16 protein-coding genes are annotated in these 14,602 nt (G+C 57.1%); 13 read left to right on the top strand and 3 right to left on the bottom strand.

All coding sequences use genetic code 11. The features are described 5' to 3' along the window. Positions 1-234: 234 nt before the first annotated feature. Complete coding sequence (locus B3729_RS18200) at positions 235-1,158, bottom strand: AraC family transcriptional regulator (RefSeq protein ID WP_122042665.1); 924 nt, start codon at positions 1,156-1,158, stop codon at positions 235-237. A 363-nt stretch (positions 1,159-1,521) separates the two neighbouring features. Between B3729_RS18200 and B3729_RS18195 the strand changes: the two genes are divergently transcribed. Both B3729_RS18195 and B3729_RS18190 read left to right on the top strand, forming a co-directional pair. After that, a complete protein-coding gene (locus B3729_RS18195) occupies positions 1,522-2,259 on the top strand; it encodes an SDR family oxidoreductase (RefSeq protein ID WP_286788619.1) in 738 nt (245 codons plus the stop codon). Between the two features lie 46 nt (positions 2,260-2,305). After that, positions 2,306-2,668: a putative quinol monooxygenase gene (locus B3729_RS18190; RefSeq protein WP_286788618.1), complete on the top strand. Its 363-nt coding sequence runs from the start codon at positions 2,306-2,308 to the stop codon at positions 2,666-2,668. Between the two features lie 45 nt (positions 2,669-2,713). On the opposite strand, the gene B3729_RS18185 is transcribed toward B3729_RS18190, so the two are convergent. Then, positions 2,714-4,021 carry an alpha/beta fold hydrolase gene (locus tag B3729_RS18185; RefSeq protein ID WP_122042662.1) on the bottom strand — a complete coding sequence of 436 codons (1,308 nt, stop codon included), beginning with the start codon at positions 4,019-4,021 and terminating at the stop codon, positions 2,714-2,716. 710 nt (positions 4,022-4,731) lie between these two features. On the opposite strand from B3729_RS18185, the gene B3729_RS18180 reads away from it, so the two are divergent. From B3729_RS18180 to B3729_RS18145, 8 genes are all read left to right on the top strand, one after another. Next, complete coding sequence (locus B3729_RS18180) at positions 4,732-5,700, top strand: DNA replication terminus site-binding protein (protein ID WP_122042661.1); 969 nt, start codon at positions 4,732-4,734, stop codon at positions 5,698-5,700. A gap of 581 nt (positions 5,701-6,281) precedes the next feature. After that, positions 6,282-6,443: a hypothetical protein gene (locus B3729_RS18175; RefSeq protein ID WP_010798161.1), complete on the top strand. Its 162-nt coding sequence runs from the start codon at positions 6,282-6,284 to the stop codon at positions 6,441-6,443. Between the two features lie 120 nt (positions 6,444-6,563). Then, entirely contained in the window at positions 6,564-7,469 is a 906-nt protein-coding gene (locus B3729_RS18170; RefSeq protein ID WP_286788617.1) for a SctD/MshK family protein, read from the top strand. Positions 7,470-7,512: 43 nt separating this feature from the next. Then, complete coding sequence (locus B3729_RS18165; protein ID WP_010798163.1) at positions 7,513-7,887, top strand: hypothetical protein; 375 nt, start codon at positions 7,513-7,515, stop codon at positions 7,885-7,887. After that, the gene (locus B3729_RS18160; protein WP_073449691.1) at positions 7,884-8,231 is read left to right on the top strand and encodes a tetratricopeptide repeat protein; all 348 of its coding nucleotides are present in this window, start codon (positions 7,884-7,886) and stop codon (positions 8,229-8,231) included. The genes B3729_RS18165 and B3729_RS18160 overlap by 4 nt, the downstream gene beginning before the upstream one ends. A 14-nt stretch (positions 8,232-8,245) precedes the next feature. Next, entirely contained in the window at positions 8,246-10,345 is a 2,100-nt protein-coding gene (gene sctV, locus B3729_RS18155; RefSeq protein ID WP_286788750.1) for a type III secretion system export apparatus subunit SctV, read from the top strand. A 52-nt stretch (positions 10,346-10,397) separates the two neighbouring features. Continuing rightward, the gene (locus tag B3729_RS18150; protein WP_409438622.1) at positions 10,398-11,756 is read left to right on the top strand and encodes a type II and III secretion system protein family protein; all 1,359 of its coding nucleotides are present in this window, start codon (positions 10,398-10,400) and stop codon (positions 11,754-11,756) included. Continuing rightward, entirely contained in the window at positions 11,746-12,135 is a 390-nt protein-coding gene (locus B3729_RS18145; protein ID WP_122042657.1) for a CpaD family pilus assembly lipoprotein, read from the top strand. The genes B3729_RS18150 and B3729_RS18145 overlap by 11 nt, the downstream gene beginning before the upstream one ends. A gap of 33 nt (positions 12,136-12,168) precedes the next feature. Here the strand turns inward: B3729_RS18145 and B3729_RS18140 are convergent, their stop codons facing one another. Next, complete coding sequence (locus tag B3729_RS18140) at positions 12,169-12,957, bottom strand: tetratricopeptide repeat protein (RefSeq protein ID WP_286788616.1); 789 nt, start codon at positions 12,955-12,957, stop codon at positions 12,169-12,171. A 244-nt stretch (positions 12,958-13,201) separates the two neighbouring features. Here B3729_RS18140 and B3729_RS18135 point away from each other — a divergent pair, with 244 nt between their 5' ends. The 3 genes from B3729_RS18135 to B3729_RS18125 are packed head-to-tail and all read left to right on the top strand — an operon-like array spanning position 13,202 to position 14,601. Then, positions 13,202-13,906 (top strand): type III secretion protein, encoded by a 705-nt coding sequence (locus B3729_RS18135; protein WP_125889059.1) that lies wholly within the window; start codon positions 13,202-13,204, stop codon positions 13,904-13,906. A 39-nt stretch (positions 13,907-13,945) separates the two neighbouring features. After that, complete coding sequence (locus tag B3729_RS18130; RefSeq protein WP_010798170.1) at positions 13,946-14,155, top strand: hypothetical protein; 210 nt, start codon at positions 13,946-13,948, stop codon at positions 14,153-14,155. A 44-nt stretch (positions 14,156-14,199) separates the two neighbouring features. Continuing rightward, positions 14,200-14,601, top strand: coding sequence for a hypothetical protein (locus tag B3729_RS18125; RefSeq protein WP_010798171.1), 402 nt, complete (start codon positions 14,200-14,202; stop codon positions 14,599-14,601). The last annotated feature ends 1 nt before the right edge of the window (position 14,602 follow it).

The following is a 14,602-nucleotide window of genomic DNA, read 5'->3' as shown; positions in this document are numbered from 1 at the left end:
TCACTGGAAACATTCTCTTACAAGCTTTTAAGGGTGTCGATTAAGCTCAAAGCCAGGGTACAAGCGCCCTATAGTGGCGTAATGACCTGATTGATAAGAGCGGAGCAGAGAAATGCTGGGTTTGACCGATAGGTCATTGCTGTTGGTTAGACAAAGGTCTAATCCCGCCGGGGTAGTCTGTCGTGCTAGGTGCGCGCAAGGTTCTAAGTGCGGGCGGTAGGACGTCAGGTGTTACTACGCGCTCGCTCTTAAGCGGGCCATATCCTTCATGGGCGGCGCGCCAAACAACCGGCTGTATTCGCGGCTGAATTGAGAGGGGCTTTCATAACCCACCCGGTGCGCTGCCGACGAGCAATCGATGCCCTCATGGAGCATCAGGCGCTTGGCTTCCTGAAGGCGTAGCTGCTTCTGATATTGCAGTGGGCTCATCGCAGTCACCGCCTTGAAGCGATGATGCAGCGTTGAAGGGCTCAGATTGACGCGCCGGGCCAGCTCATCGATCTTCAACGGCTCGATGTAGTTCTGATTCAACCAGTTGATGGCGCGATTCACGCGGTGGGTTTGACTGTTCGTTATTGCCATTTCGTACAGTCGATATCCCTGGGGGCTACGCAGTAACCGATAATAGATCTCTCGTAGCACCAGAGGGGCCAGCATCGCCGCGTCACGCGGGGTGTGCAAGAGACGAACCAGTCGAGTCACGGCATCGAGCATGGCATTATCCACGCGCTCGACGTACAGGCCCCGGTGAGCTGGTACGACGGGGACACCTGTTGGGCCGGCGTCGGCTATCAGGCGGGTAATTTCTGCCGGGTCCAGGTTGATCCGAATACAGAGATAGGGGCGCTCGGGGGTAGCCTCGATAATCTGGCCAGTTACAGGAAGCGAGACGGAGCCCACCAGGTAATACAGCGGGTCATAGGTAAAGCATTCATCGCCAAGCGTAACCTGCTTGCGACCTTGTGCGATGACACAAAAGCTGGGGTTGCTGATCCCATGCACAGGGTCTGAGGGCTGGCTTGCACGCATCAGGCAAAGACCGTCGATCCGGGTGGTATGAGCGCCATCCGTCAACGTAAGCTGATCGATCAGCGCTGCCAGTTCCTGCTGCTGAAGCGTGTCTCGACTATGCGTGGATTCATGCGTTACACAGTCCATGCTGATCCCCTGAAGCTAGCGGTTCCCATTGTATCGGCGTGCACAGGCGTACCGATCAAGTCAGGCGTCACGATAACCAAAAGTGGCAATGCAGGGTTATATCAATTCTGCTGACTTCTTGCCTGATCCTGTCATGGTACGCCCGCGGTCCGCAGGATTGTGAAAGCCAGCGTAGTCCAACCTTGCCTGCAGAGCGCGAATAATCGTGTTGGACAGGCGCTCCCTGGCCCACTGCATTCTTCTCCGTGCAGGATCAGGCAAGAAGCGAGCAGGATCCGTCTAACGTCTGAATGCCTTTCGGCTCTAGCCTTGTCACTAACGCGGCAACACCGGCCGCCCTCACTGACAGGCAAGGAGATTCGTATGAAAGGTCTAGAAGGCAAGGTCATCGCAATTACCGGCGCAAGCAGTGGCATTGGCGAAGCAACCGCACGGTATCTGGCGGCACAGGGCGGCTTCGTCATTCTAGGGGCGCGTCGTACAGAGCGGCTTGAGACCCTGGTAGCTGAAATCAGGGAGCAGGGCGGCAAGGCTGACTACCGCCGGCTCGACGTTACCGCATTGGAAAATATGGAGTCGTTTGTGCAGTTTGCTCAGCAGCAGGGCGGACGTCTGGATGTGCTGGTCAACAATGCGGGTGTGATGCCGCTTTCCAAGCTTGAAGCGCTCAAGGTTGACGAATGGAATCGCATGATCGATGTGAACATTCGGGGCGTGCTCCACGGGATTGCGGCGGGCTTGCCGGTCATGCAACAGCAGCGTAGCGGACAGTTCATCAATCTGTCTTCGATTGGCGGGCATGCTGTCAGTCCTACTGCCGCGGTTTACTGTGCAACCAAGTTTGCCGTCAGGGCCATTTCCGAAGGGTTGCGTCAGGAGGTAGGAGCCGATATCCGCGTCACTGTGATCTCGCCCGGGGTAACGGAGTCTGAGCTGGCTGACACCATCACCGATCCAACCGCTCAGGCAGCCATGGACGCGTTTCGCCGAGGGGCTATTTCACCGGAGTCCATCGCGCGCGCCATTGCGTTTGCAATTGAACAGCCTGCTGAAGTGGACGTAAGCGAGATTATCGTCAGGCCGACCGCGAGCCCTTATTAAGGGCTTCCGGTTTCAACCCGTGGCACTTCATCTCGGAGGAGGACTCATGTCCGCATCGCCTTGTACATCGTTGCTCTTGATCCATGCCCGCACCGGGCGCTCCGCAGCCCTCAGGGCATGTCTCAGGGGATTGCCTTATCCAGGGCAGACGTGTCTCACCTTTACCGTCATGCCATCGCCGGAAGAGGAAAACTGCTGGTTGGTGTATGGCCAATGGCAGTCGCAGTCGGATATGGACAGCTACTTCAACACGCTTCCAGCCGAGCTGTGGATGCGCCTGGTAAATGGCTCCCTTGCGGCCCGTATGGAGTTCATGACGTTCGAAGGTAACGAGTTGCCCAACGCCTATCGTTGGGCAACTCCACGGTTCAGCTCGCCTGGTTGCGCCTCCTATGCCTGTTGTGGCTAGGCGCAGGCGCCATGTCTCCCTGTAAGTTGTGAGCTGCGTTTTACGTCATTGGGAGTAGGTGTTCTCATCGGCGGTAGCCGGGTGGTAGTCCGTAGGAGCGCAGAGGCTCAGGTTTTGCACCGGCACCAGGCGAGCCGGGCCCATTGGAACTCGTGTTGCCGCCACAGCCAGCAGATTGAACGTACCTTGAGCCGCAACGGCCCAGCGTCCGGTTACGGGCTCGCCGCGAAGCAAGGTAGCGGCGGCCAGAAGGAGCTTCAATCCGCTGCAGGTATCGATATTGAGATGAACCGTCATGGGCAGCTTGCGCACCAGACCATACTCGTAGTTGGTCAGAAGGCTGTAGGTTGCGGTTGAAAGACCTGCAACAGCAAACAGTTGGCGGGTGCGCGGTCCCCACTCGTTGACACCTGCCAACGCCAGACAGAGGCCTGCTGAGGCATAGTCCAGGAGGCCGTGCATGCGAGGTGATAATAACTTGGCTGGCGCCAGCCGATCACGACCCTGATCCATTCCGGAGACGACAATTTCATTACTCATGTCGGTTGCCCGGGTATCGAAACGACCGGTGATGAACCGATGGACCAGCTGCGACATGAGCGGCGCGGCGGTGTAGTGCGCGTTGTGCGCCGCGCCTTCTACAACCACCAGTTTTCCGTTGGGAAGTAGACTGGTGAATTCCTCTGCCCACTGCTGGGTAAGGGTCTTGTCGTATTGGCCACGGATTACAAGGGCAGGAACATGCACGTGGGACAGACGGTTTTCTATGGGGTCGTCCACCGTTCTGCGAAGCTGCTGAACCATGCGCGGTAGGCCATTGGAAAGATACTCCATGTGCATCAGCGGGTTGATCGAAGGTGCCTCGAACGGCATGTTCAAGACGAGGCGGGCATACTGCCGCGCCGGTGTCCGATAGGCCGGGTCTGGCGTAGGTGCGATCAGGATCAGGCGCTCGACTCTATCCGGAAAGCGTGCCGCAATTTCAACGGCGATTTGTACGCCTACGGAGTTGCCGCACAGTACCGCCTTGTGGATTCCGTTGGCATCCATCCAGGCCAGCAGATGATTCGACTGCTCTCTGACATCCGGGCCTGCCGGCCACTTGGACATCCGCGGCGCAGGCGAACGCCCGAAACCGGGCAAATCGGGTGCCATGACGTCATGACCCATCGATGCGAGACGTCTTCCCAGCGGGACCATATAGCGGCTTGAAAGCGCCAGGCCATGAATCAGGATGATTGGAACCTGATGTGGATCGTCTTCATGGGCTAGCCAGGTGCGGGCGTGCATGCGAATGCCGAGCGAAGGAATAGTCGTCCAGGTTTTGTAAGGGGCGTAAGCGAGTTTGAACATAAGGGACAGCTCCCATGTATATCGAGCCTTGCCCAGGTCGCAGCGTGCCTGAAGGCATCATGAGCCAATCATGCGGCATGCGCGGGCTCCTGGGCGTGAGCATTGTAAATGTCGTCTGAACATGCAGAAAAAAGAAGGCCCGCAGAGCGGGCCAAAACGAGCTTTGAACAGCTCGCTGCCGCGAAAGGGCCCGTTCCATCAAGGGCCCAGAGGGGAAGTTATTGCCGGGAAGTAATCAGTGATGATGAGCAGGTTCCGCAGTGAATAGCGGCTGAAATAAAGGGGGCTGCACATCTCAAGACTCCTCATGTCACGGCGTATCACCATCGGTCTGAGCATAAGCTCGTACCGATTCGAATGTGAAAAGGGCAAGGTCAGCAAATATATGCCTTGCTTAATGACCGATAGTTTGGAAAAGAAAAAGTGCCTTGGAAGCGACGAACGTAAGTACTTTTTATCCCTTGCAAAACGATGACGGAGCCGATCGAACGATACGTTGAAGCTGACTAGAGAGGTAGACGGAACCCTGTCTTGTAATACCAGCCTAATAATAAGTAAGCGAGCCGCATTTCCAGCCTGTTGCAGCTTAATGCGGTTTAATAGGCGCATCGACAAGGGCTTTATCTGATTGTGAATCTGTTTAATCGGTCAGATTGGGATGAGACGGCTATAATGAATGTTGGTATTACTTATTGAGGAAAGAGGTGCTCATGATCACTGACGTGCGCGAAGCGTGGCAGGAAATGGTAGAAGCTCAGCGAGCCTTCAACGCAACGTGGCCTTCGGCGGTGGTTCATGCACAAGTCTGGTTGCTTCCCATCAACAAGGAGCCTAAAGGCCAGACTAAAATCACACCGATGGAGCTAGTGGGTGAGCCTGCCATCGAGGCTGCGAAAAAGGCCATCCTGCAATTCGAGCAGGAGGAGGGGCAGCACCCTAGTACCGTCATGCGGCTCCCAGGGTGGATCGGCGTTTCGCAGTCAGTGCTGGAGTACGCCCGCGAGGCCAATGCCGCGCGTGATCGTTTTCTTGAGGTTCTGGCTCAGGAAACGGCCTCCATGAACCTGAAATCGCTATCCAAGGGAAAGCATCTTCGGAGCATTCTCAAGCTGCCGATCGTCATCAAGCAGATCGAGCGCCATATCCAGGTGTTTGAAGGGGTGCCACGGCGTATCCTGTTCACCTGGGCGGGCAAAACGGCGGCCCCCGAAAGCATCCCTGTCAAGGATGTGATCGAAAAGATCGAAACGCAGCTGGCTGATGCCGTGGCCAAGGCTGATATGGACAAGGAACGCAATCTGAGGCTTGAGCTCAAGGCGTTGGGGTTTCTGGATGCGAAGGCCGAACTGCATCGCTACCGTCCTATTGCGCCCCATCCGCGCGTGATGCTGTATTTCTCCAAAAGCCCTCGTTATGACGCCATGCCTCACGCCAATCTGCCGATTTTTGTTTCACTGGATGAGAAGCAGCCGTGGCCGCGGGTCGATGCGCTCGAAGAATTTGATGCAGAAAACGCTCAGGCTGAGCGCTCGGACAAGGTGCCCCGCCAGGAAATCATTCCGCGCCTGGGGCTGTACCTTAAAACCGCGCCCGACCGTAAGCGCAGCCCCAGGACGGCCCGTGGGGACTCGACCGCCGTGGCGCGAGCGTTAGTCTCGTCTACTTATCAAAAGCGTTGAGTGATAAACGGACACTCACAATATGTACGCAGAAGGGGGATTAAATAAGGGTCAACAGACTAACGCATTGGTTGAATGGAATATGTTCCGTTTCGATGACTGAAAGACTCTATTTTCAATTCATATGCGGGGCATTGCCAAATCTTATTCATATGCTGTTTGCTAAGCGAGTAATGCTTTATACAAAGCAATACTCGCTCAGCTCATATATAAGCATCTGCTTGTTAGCGGTTATTTACAAATATTTACTCAATTAACTGTTTGAATATGCTGCTTAGTGAATCTGTTCGCATAATTAGTGCGTTGCAATCTTGACCGATAAAGTGGAAAAGAATTCTTAATTGCTTGGAAATCATGGCGTTAAGACATTAAACCTCATTATATGAAGGGTCGGTTTGCAGCTATTTATAATTCTTAATATTCGTGTAATTAAATGTTCATGCCTTGCGGGGCAACATTCACTCGTCTGGCAGCGATTGGGGTTCGAAAGAATCAGGACGTTGCTGGAAATATGCTCTTCTCTGCAGCCGTGTAGTAGCAGTTGGCGCATGTCTAATTTCTTTCAATAAGGAGATATTGATATGAGTAATGTTACTCCGACCAGCACCAGTTCTTCCGACGCTGCTATCGACAAAATGACTGCCGCTTTCGATGCCGCCATCGAAAAATCCGCGAAGATCACTGAGATCACCACCGAGAAGAAAACTGAGCTTGACGCGACCAAACAGCGTCCTCAGAACTAAGGTGTGGACGGGCGGCGCCTTATGGCGCCGTCTGTTTGTTCAGACAGCTTTCCAGATTGGACCTGCATGCAGGCTGGCCTTGCCATGCGTGCCGGGTCAGGCAAAACAATGATGTCCGCAATGTCTTCTCTTCCCGGCTCAAAACCTGCAGTGCCTACTCTTGAGGTCATTGCGGGACTGCATACCGGCGTATCGGTATCGCTGGATGAACCTGCCTATTGCCTGGGCGCCTCAGACGAGGTGGATCTGGTGCTCAGGGATGCAGGCGTTGCGCCTCGCCATGCCGTGTTGCGTCTGGAGAAAAATACAGTTGCCGTTGAGGCAATTGGAAGCGATGTATTCACGGCTGAAAAACGAATTCCTTTGGGCAAGGGGCTGCGCCTGCCATTACCGGTCGAGTTATCCGTTGGAGAGGCTCGAATCCGCTTATCTGCTCCGCTGACAAAGTTGGTTGCGCCTCCCAAGCGATGGCCTATTACCCACGCCGGTATGATGGCACTTTTTGGCGCGGCGGTATTGCTAGGCCTGTATACATTGATCGGCACCAGCGAAGCCGAAGATCGCTTATTGCCTATTGCCAACGCGCCAGTTAGCCCGGTACTCGACAGCGGCGCTGGTCAGGAGCTCGTAGTGCGGGACGATCAGGTTGCCCGGCAATTGCTGTCCCGACTTGAGGCCGCTGGACTTTCCGCGCTGCATGTGAAATCACAAGGCCGCCATTTCATGCTTTCCGGTGAAATTGACACTGCTCAGCAGCCAGCCTGGGTCGATATCCAGAAGTGGTTCGACGGTGAGTATGGCAGCAGCCATGTACTGGTCAGCTCGGTCACGCTAAGCAAGGCGCCGGTTTCTCCTCGTGTCAGGTTTCAGGCGGTATGGCTGGGACAGGATCCTTATGTGGTTAGTGAGTCCGGTACACGTCTTTACCCCGGCGCATCGCTGGACGACGGCTGGGTGCTCAAGGGGATAGAGCCGCAGCGGATTGTCCTGAGTCGCAACGGCCACGAGTTTGCCCTGACCCTATGACGCTGCCATTGCTTACACAACCCCTGGGTGGGAGGCCTTTTCGATGAGAATCGATACCAGCCGACCGCTGGACCTGCAGCGGCCTGAAGAGGCGTCCAGCGAATCCCTGCGTCGGACCGGCTCGGTTGCCAGGGCCAGGCAGAGTGAGGTGTTCGAGTCGCTGCTGCGGCTGCGCAGCCGGACTCCGTTCAAATCCCTGCGTAACGAGCTGGCGGAGCTGATCGGCCCTCCCGTTAACGACCCTGGCATCTTCAGCCCTGGCCATTCGCTTCAGGTGCTGGAACACATCATTGATACGGTGTTGCCTCGGCTGGACGCCGAGCCGGAGATCAAAGCACTTGCTGCCAGCCTGCTTGAGCAGGAAATCCAGCAACGTCGGGAGCTTGGGATGCGGTTGAGCGAGATCGACGATTTATGAACGTACAGGATCGCGAGGCAGTACAGCTGCTGCACTCGCTTGGCGCTCTGTATCTACGCAGCGGACAACAGCGACGAGCGCTGATCTATCTGCTTCTGGCTATTCAGATCGACCCGGCAGATACCGCTTTGCTGCGTACGCTCACCAATGGCTTTATTGCCACTGGTGATGGGGAGCGGGCACTGGCTGCTATCGGAAGGCTGGAGCAGCTTGAAGGGTCAGGCATGCCGCTCAAGTTTCTGCGTAGCCGCGCATTATGGGCGTTGGGTGCCAAAGACGAGGCACGACGCTGTTTTCGTGATTATCTGGATAGTCGGAGGGCCGTAACGTGCTCGCCAGATTGAACCGCCTGGCTGTAATGGCCTCACAGCGTACCGATATCGTCATTGCACTGTTCATGATGCTGGCCATCGTGATGATGATCATCCCGCTCCCCACAGTAATGGTCGATGTGCTTATCGGCACCAATATCGCGTTCAGTCTGTTGGTTCTGGTCGTTGCGTTCTACGTGTCGCATTCAGTGGATTTTTCGGCACTCCCGCCGGTAATTCTGCTCAGTACGCTGTTTCGCCTGTCGCTTTCCATCACCACGACCCGGTTGATCCTGCTCAACGGAGAAGCGGGGGATATTGTCGAGGCATTTGGCAATTTCGTGATTGCCGGTGAGGTGGTCATTGGCCTGGTGGTTTTTCTGATCATTACCGTGGCGCAGTTCATCGTTATCACCAAGGGCGCCGAGCGGGTGGCCGAGGTGGCGGCTCGCTTTACTCTGGATGCGATGCCAGGCAAGCAGATGAGTATCGACAACGATCTGCGTAATGGTGATATCGATCAGGCCGAAGCCCGTCGGCGTCGCTCACGCCTGGAGCGGGAAAGCCAGCTCTATGGTGCCATGGACGGTGCCATGAAATTCGTGAAAGGAGATGCGATCGCCGGATTGGTCATCCTGTGCGTGAACCTGCTGGGTGGCTTGCTGATCGGTATGATCAAGCGGGGCACGCCCTTTGGCGAGGCGGTGCATACCTATTCGCTATTAACCGTAGGCGATGGGTTGATCGCCCAGATTCCTGCCCTGTTGATTGCGGTTGCCGCAGGTACGGTAGTCACGCGCGTAACAACCGATGCAGAGACAGATCTCGGCACGGAAATTATTAGTCAATTAAGCGCCAACCAGCGGGCTCTGGCACTGACGTCTGCCATTCTGCTGGGCGTTGCGTTTATTCCGGGCTTCCCGGCGCCTGTATTCATCGCCATTTCGCTGGTCCTGGGCGGAACGGCCTTCTACATGCATCGGCGTAAACAGACCGCGGAACAAGTTCCGGCTGCTCAGGAGGAGCCGGAAACACGTGAGGTTACGGCCGAGCCAGTACAAGATGTAGAGGACACAGGTCATTTCCGCATTACGCTATGGATCAGTGAAGCCCATGTGTCACAGGTCTCGCTCAATACGCTCAGGCAGCGATTGGACAGTACTCGTTACGAGATCAGTGAGGACTTGGGCGTCGAGCTTCCCCGTATTGGCTTGCGCATTGACCGCAACGCCGTGGCGGAGCGGTTCAGGATTGATCTGGAGGGCGTGCCCGTCATGGAGGGAGCTATCCGCCCTGATGCGGTATTGCTGCAGGACGATGAAGTTCATCTCGAACTGCTGGCAATCGAGCATACAGCCTCGGCCCCGTTGTTACGCCGTAAGCCTGCCCTGTGGGTGGATGCACAACAGGCTGCCACGCTGGTAGAGGCTGGGGTAGGGCATCTGGATCTGGCGCAGACGTTTGACGCCTGCATGGATCAGACCTTACGCCGCTATGCGGCTGAATTCCTGGGTATCCAGGAGGCCCGTCAGATCCTGACCGAGATGGAAGAGCAGTATCCCGAGCTCGTTAAGGAGGCCCTCCGTGTGCTGCCCTTGCAGCGAATCGCGGATGTGCTGAGGCGGCTGGTCAGTGAGCATATTTCCATCCGCAACCGCCGCGCCATTCTTGAGGCGATTGTGGAGTGGGCACCGCGTGATCTGGATACGCCCATTCTGACCGAACACGTCCGTGCTGCGCTAGCCCGGCAGATTTGCTATGCGTACGCCGACAGTCACCGCGTCATTTCAGCCTATGTCTTTTCCCGAGACCTGGAGGAGGCACTACGGGCGCCACTGCGCCGCAGTGATAAAGGCCGCCCTACGGTACTGCCACCCGAATTGACCCGCACCATTACGATCCAGCTTCAGCACGCGTATGACGCTGCCAGTCATGATCTGAATCCGGTGGTCATGGTGACGGCGGACATCCGTCGCCCGCTCCGGCAGTTGCTGACCCGGCATGATCTGGATGTTCCCGTGCTGTGCTACCAGGACCTGACCCGGGAATTCACCGTGCAGTCGCTGACGACGCTCACGCTACCGGAGGCCAATGCGGCCTTGCCACACACCGTAACGGAATCGTTGACGGCTCCACAACCGTTGTAAGGGAACAGAAAGGATGGTGAGGGTGTTTGAGGATTACCGGCAGGCAGGGTGTGTGCCGAGACCGACGTTAAGGCAATGGCTGATTATCGGTTTCGGTTGTCTTTTACTGTTCGGCGGCTGGCTGGCTCCCGGGTGGGCCGTTGCGCAACCTGTTGAGGGGGCGAGTCCTGAAGGGCGTGTGCTTTACCTCGCCACGGGGGAGGGCCAGATTGTGAAATTCAAGGCGCCGGTAGAGTCGGTATTTGTCGCTGATCCTGCCATTGCCGATCTGCGCGTTGTCTCGCCGGGAGTGGTGTATGTCTATGGCAAGTCCAGCGGCGAAACTAATCTGATTGCCCTGAATGCAAACGAGGACATTCAAGGCACCTGGCAGCTCAAGGTCCAGCCCAATGTCGGGCCGATCAAGGAGGTCGTACAGGCATTGCAGCCAGGCAGCAGCGTTTCGGTGGCGCAATCCGGCAAGCGGCTGATAGCCAAGGGAGCCACCCAGGACGTTGCGTCGGCGCTGGATATAAATGCATTACTCGATAGCCAGACACCAGCCGGTGGCCCGCCACCCCTGAACACCACGACTTACCCTGAATCGCCCCAGGTCAATATCCGGGTACGTTTCGCCGAGGTATCACGCGAGCAGTTGCTGCGGTATGGGGTGAACTGGAATGCGCTCATTACCCGTGGTTCGTTTTCGTTCGGGCTGGTGACAGGCGGTCCGCTGGCGCAGTCGGCAGTAGCCGGGGCCACGAATTTGATCTCGGCAGGTTACAGCTCCGGCAGCGCCAATATCGATGTGCTACTCGATGCGCTGCAAAGTAACGGCATTCTCGAAATTCTGGCAGAGCCAAACATCACGGCGGTAACGGGGCAAACGGCTAGTTTCCTGGCAGGGGGCGAAGTGCCGGTACCTGTTCCTGTAAGTCGTGACTTGGTAGGTATTGAATACAAGCCATTTGGTGTATCGCTGCTCTTTACGCCTACGCTGCTTCCCAGTGGGCGTATCGCCATGCAGGTTCGCCCCGAGGTCAGCAGTCTTTCAACGACCAGTGCCGTGCAGATAGCGGGCACCAGTGTGCCAACGTTCCAGGTCCGGCGGGCCGATACGCGTGTTGAGGTAGGCAGTGGTCAGACATTTGCCATCGCCGGTCTTTTCCAGCGCAACAGCGCGCAGGACATGGACAAGCTTCCCATGCTGGGTGACGTTCCGATCCTGGGCGCATTGTTCCAGTCCAAACGCTTTCAGCGCAACGAAACCGAACTGGTCATTCTGATCACGCCGTACCTTGTCGAGCCTGAGTCAGACCACACGCTGGCTACGCCACTTGATCCGAGCGCGTCCAATCCTGCACAGCACTTGGCGCGAACGTCTACCGCGCCCACCAAGCCTTACTCGGAGTTCGGGTTTTATGTGGATTGATTCGAGACGCTCCCTTGCTGTGCTCGGCGCGGCTGTCATGCTGCTGGCGGGGTGCTCACTGGAGCCGGTGTCCTATGCATCGGATTATGTCCGTCTGGCTGATCGCAACGGTCAGGCGGTATGGGTGCCCCGTGTGTGCTTGAGTCCCGAAACAGCGGCAGCGCCCGATCGTTTACCCATGGGCTGCGCCAATGCGCTTAATCTGGCCAGAATGATCGAGCGACCTACTGACCTACAGCGTGGTCGTCCGATGGGACCCGCCATGGCCGCTCCGGTAGCACGTGCGGCAGAAGCTTATATCACCGGCCACACCGCCGATGACATCAGGCGGCAACGGCTCGAGCAGGAAGCGGCAAACCGTAACGCTGCCGGAATGTGATGATGTTCGTCAGATCAGGTCTGGCGAACATTTTTAATTGGGATGAGTGGCGATAAGCCCTACCGCCTGGGCGCGTTGCATCGGGTCGCGCAGGGACTTGATTTGCCGGGCCTGTTTGAGCAGCCGGGCTTTTTGAGCCGGTGTCGTTTGGGGAATGACCAGGCCCGTAGCCTCCTGCTCGTGACCGGCCAGTACCAGTGCCAGAAGCAGGTTGCGGTAATGGCCTGGCATGGCCAGAGGGGAACGGGTGACTTCACGCAGCCGTGTGATGGCACGATCCGGTGAGCCTCCCAACGCCATGGCGACGGCCTGATTGCTTTGGATGTCCAGATTGTCGGGCGCCAATTCAAGCGCCTGGGAAAAGGCTGTTTCCGCTGCGGCTGACTGGCCCAACAGACTGTAGGCCGTGCCCAGCTTGCTATAGGTACTGGCCGTTTTCTTGAGCGGGGCAACTTCCTTCAGTGCATTGGCCGCACTGCTGGCATTGCCGAGCCGTAGCTGGGCACTACCAAATCCCAACAGCGCGTCGGGGTTATGGGGTTCCTTTATCAAAGCCTCGCGAAAGGCCTGGGCGGCACCGTTGGCATCTCCGCTGCCAAGCCGGGCATTACCCAGGCGAATGAACGCGGGAGCGTCCTGCTGCTGTTGAGCCGCGCGTGCATACAGGGCCGACGCGGTGGCAGGGTCGCCCCGGCGTTCGATGTCGGATGCCAGTTTGTCCAGCTGAAGATCAGGGTGAGGATTGGAAGGTGCAGAGCTGCAACCGGCCAGCCAGGAGCACACAACAGCCAGGACGAGCCGGGTAGGGCGGGAGGTAGGCAAAATCACACTCCATGTTTTGACTGCAAAGAGCCACATCCTGCGCATTTGGCCGGACAAACATGACAGCGCGATGACAGCGCCCGGCTGTGTTTGAGGCTTGTCCTGTACCGCCCTGGTTCTGTGATACAGACAACACTCATTGGGTGACTTGCAACGGGCTTGTCACAAAGCCTCACCATACTCGGGGCATCGAGAAAGTGTCCGAACGTTCCGGATAAAGGATGAGCCGGAGTCGTCGTTTGGTTTGCTTCGTACAGGGATGGATCACTGTCTGCCATCGGTTCGAGTCGTATGTGGCATCGAGCCGGGTATGGAAGAGATGAAGAAGAACGAGCAAGCCATGCCGTTGCCTGTTTTTACCGCTCGCTGTTTACGTTCACTGTGTTGCCTGCTTGCGCTTGCAGGGGTGGCGCTTGATGGCTGGGCACAGACAGAGAAACCTGCCTGGCTGGACCAGCCCTATCACTACGTTGTGATTGATCAGGATGTACGCGGCGTACTGATGGAGTTCGGTCGTAATCTGTCATTGCCTGTGGTCTTGTCCGATCAGGTCAAGGGTCGGGTACAGGGCCGTGTGCGGGCGGAGCACGCGGGTGAGTTTCTCTCGCGTATCAGCGCCACCCAGGGGCTGGTCTGGTACTACGACGGCAGCGCCCTGCATGTGAACGCCAACCGCGAGCTGATCAGTCAGGTCATCGATACCCGCCGGTTCGATCAGAAGGCTTTGAGAGGCGTGCTCGACCAGCTGGGCCTGGTAGGCGAGAACGTATCGATACAGCTCAACCCCGGCCGCTCGGTTCTGAGCGTATCCGGGCCGCCTGCCTACATTGGCTATGTGCAGCGCAGTCTCGAAGGCCTGGAAAGGCCCGTTATTTCGAGGGGAAAAAGCCAGGGCATTCGTATCTTTAGGGGTGGCGCGGAAACCGAAGTCTTTAGCGGACAGGGTTGAACATCTGGCCTTTTGGCCCTCACAGACAAGGAGAAGGACATGGCAACAGCACCCATAGATAACAGCAGTACCGGCAGCGTCACTAACAGTGAGCAGACATTCGACGCTGCGCTCGAGTCGTCCGATACCGGCATGACCGATGAAGAGTTCACCCAGCAGTTAGTGGACGGTGCGGTGACCGTCGCCGGGCAGATGATCATCATGCCCCGTGCGAACGAAATCCTGAATGAGGCGATGTCGGACGAGTAAGTCTGGCGGCCCTGTGCATTATCGACGTGTGTCTGGAGATATTCATGACTGTCAGTATTCCTCCTGTAGCCCCGCAGCCCATGCCGGAACCTGCCGCGCAGGCTGCCCAGAATCTCTTCGAGCACATGGCGATGCATGCGCAGGGCCTTCCTCAGGGAGCAAGCCCGGCTCAACTGAGCCAGGGATTGATGGAGCGGCTGGATGGCTTTCTGGATCGTTCCCATCGCTTCGCTGAACGGGCCAACGGCGGGGTCGATCAGACGCAGACCTTCAGCCCGGTGATCCGTAGCTCCCAGGCCGAAGGCGCGGCGCTTCCGGACAGCCAGATGGACAAGGTTGTCACCGCACTGAGCCGCATGTTCGATCATTCGATCGAAACCCAGATGGTTGTCCGAGGCGCGACCCAGGTTTCCGGGGCGGCCAACACCCTGCTGCGTGGTCAATAAG

This window comes from Pseudomonas sp. UBA3149, assembly GCF_002364655.1.
In the GTDB taxonomy this organism is placed as follows: Bacteria; Pseudomonadota; Gammaproteobacteria; order Pseudomonadales; family Pseudomonadaceae; genus Chryseomonas; species Chryseomonas luteola.
The sequence above is the reverse complement of the archived record's forward strand: the minus strand, read 5'-3'. Positions and strand labels throughout refer to the sequence as shown.

Coding starts and splice junctions, on each gene's coding strand:
- B3729_RS18200 (WP_122042665.1), bottom strand. CDS start 1,158: ATGGACTGTGTAACGCATGAATCCACGCATAGTCGAGACACGCTTCAG.
- B3729_RS18195 (WP_286788619.1), top strand. CDS start 1,522: ATGAAAGGTCTAGAAGGCAAGGTCATCGCAATTACCGGCGCAAGCAGT.
- B3729_RS18190 (WP_286788618.1), top strand. CDS start 2,306: ATGTCCGCATCGCCTTGTACATCGTTGCTCTTGATCCATGCCCGCACC.
- B3729_RS18185 (WP_122042662.1), bottom strand. CDS start 4,021: ATGTTCAAACTCGCTTACGCCCCTTACAAAACCTGGACGACTATTCCT.
- B3729_RS18180 (WP_122042661.1), top strand. CDS start 4,732: ATGATCACTGACGTGCGCGAAGCGTGGCAGGAAATGGTAGAAGCTCAG.
- B3729_RS18175 (WP_010798161.1), top strand. CDS start 6,282: ATGAGTAATGTTACTCCGACCAGCACCAGTTCTTCCGACGCTGCTATC.
- B3729_RS18170 (WP_286788617.1), top strand. CDS start 6,564: ATGTCTTCTCTTCCCGGCTCAAAACCTGCAGTGCCTACTCTTGAGGTC.
- B3729_RS18165 (WP_010798163.1), top strand. CDS start 7,513: ATGAGAATCGATACCAGCCGACCGCTGGACCTGCAGCGGCCTGAAGAG.
- B3729_RS18160 (WP_073449691.1), top strand. CDS start 7,884: ATGAACGTACAGGATCGCGAGGCAGTACAGCTGCTGCACTCGCTTGGC.
- sctV (WP_286788750.1), top strand. CDS start 8,246: ATGGCCTCACAGCGTACCGATATCGTCATTGCACTGTTCATGATGCTG.
- B3729_RS18145 (WP_122042657.1), top strand. CDS start 11,746: ATGTGGATTGATTCGAGACGCTCCCTTGCTGTGCTCGGCGCGGCTGTC.
- B3729_RS18130 (WP_010798170.1), top strand. CDS start 13,946: ATGGCAACAGCACCCATAGATAACAGCAGTACCGGCAGCGTCACTAAC.
- B3729_RS18125 (WP_010798171.1), top strand. CDS start 14,200: ATGACTGTCAGTATTCCTCCTGTAGCCCCGCAGCCCATGCCGGAACCT.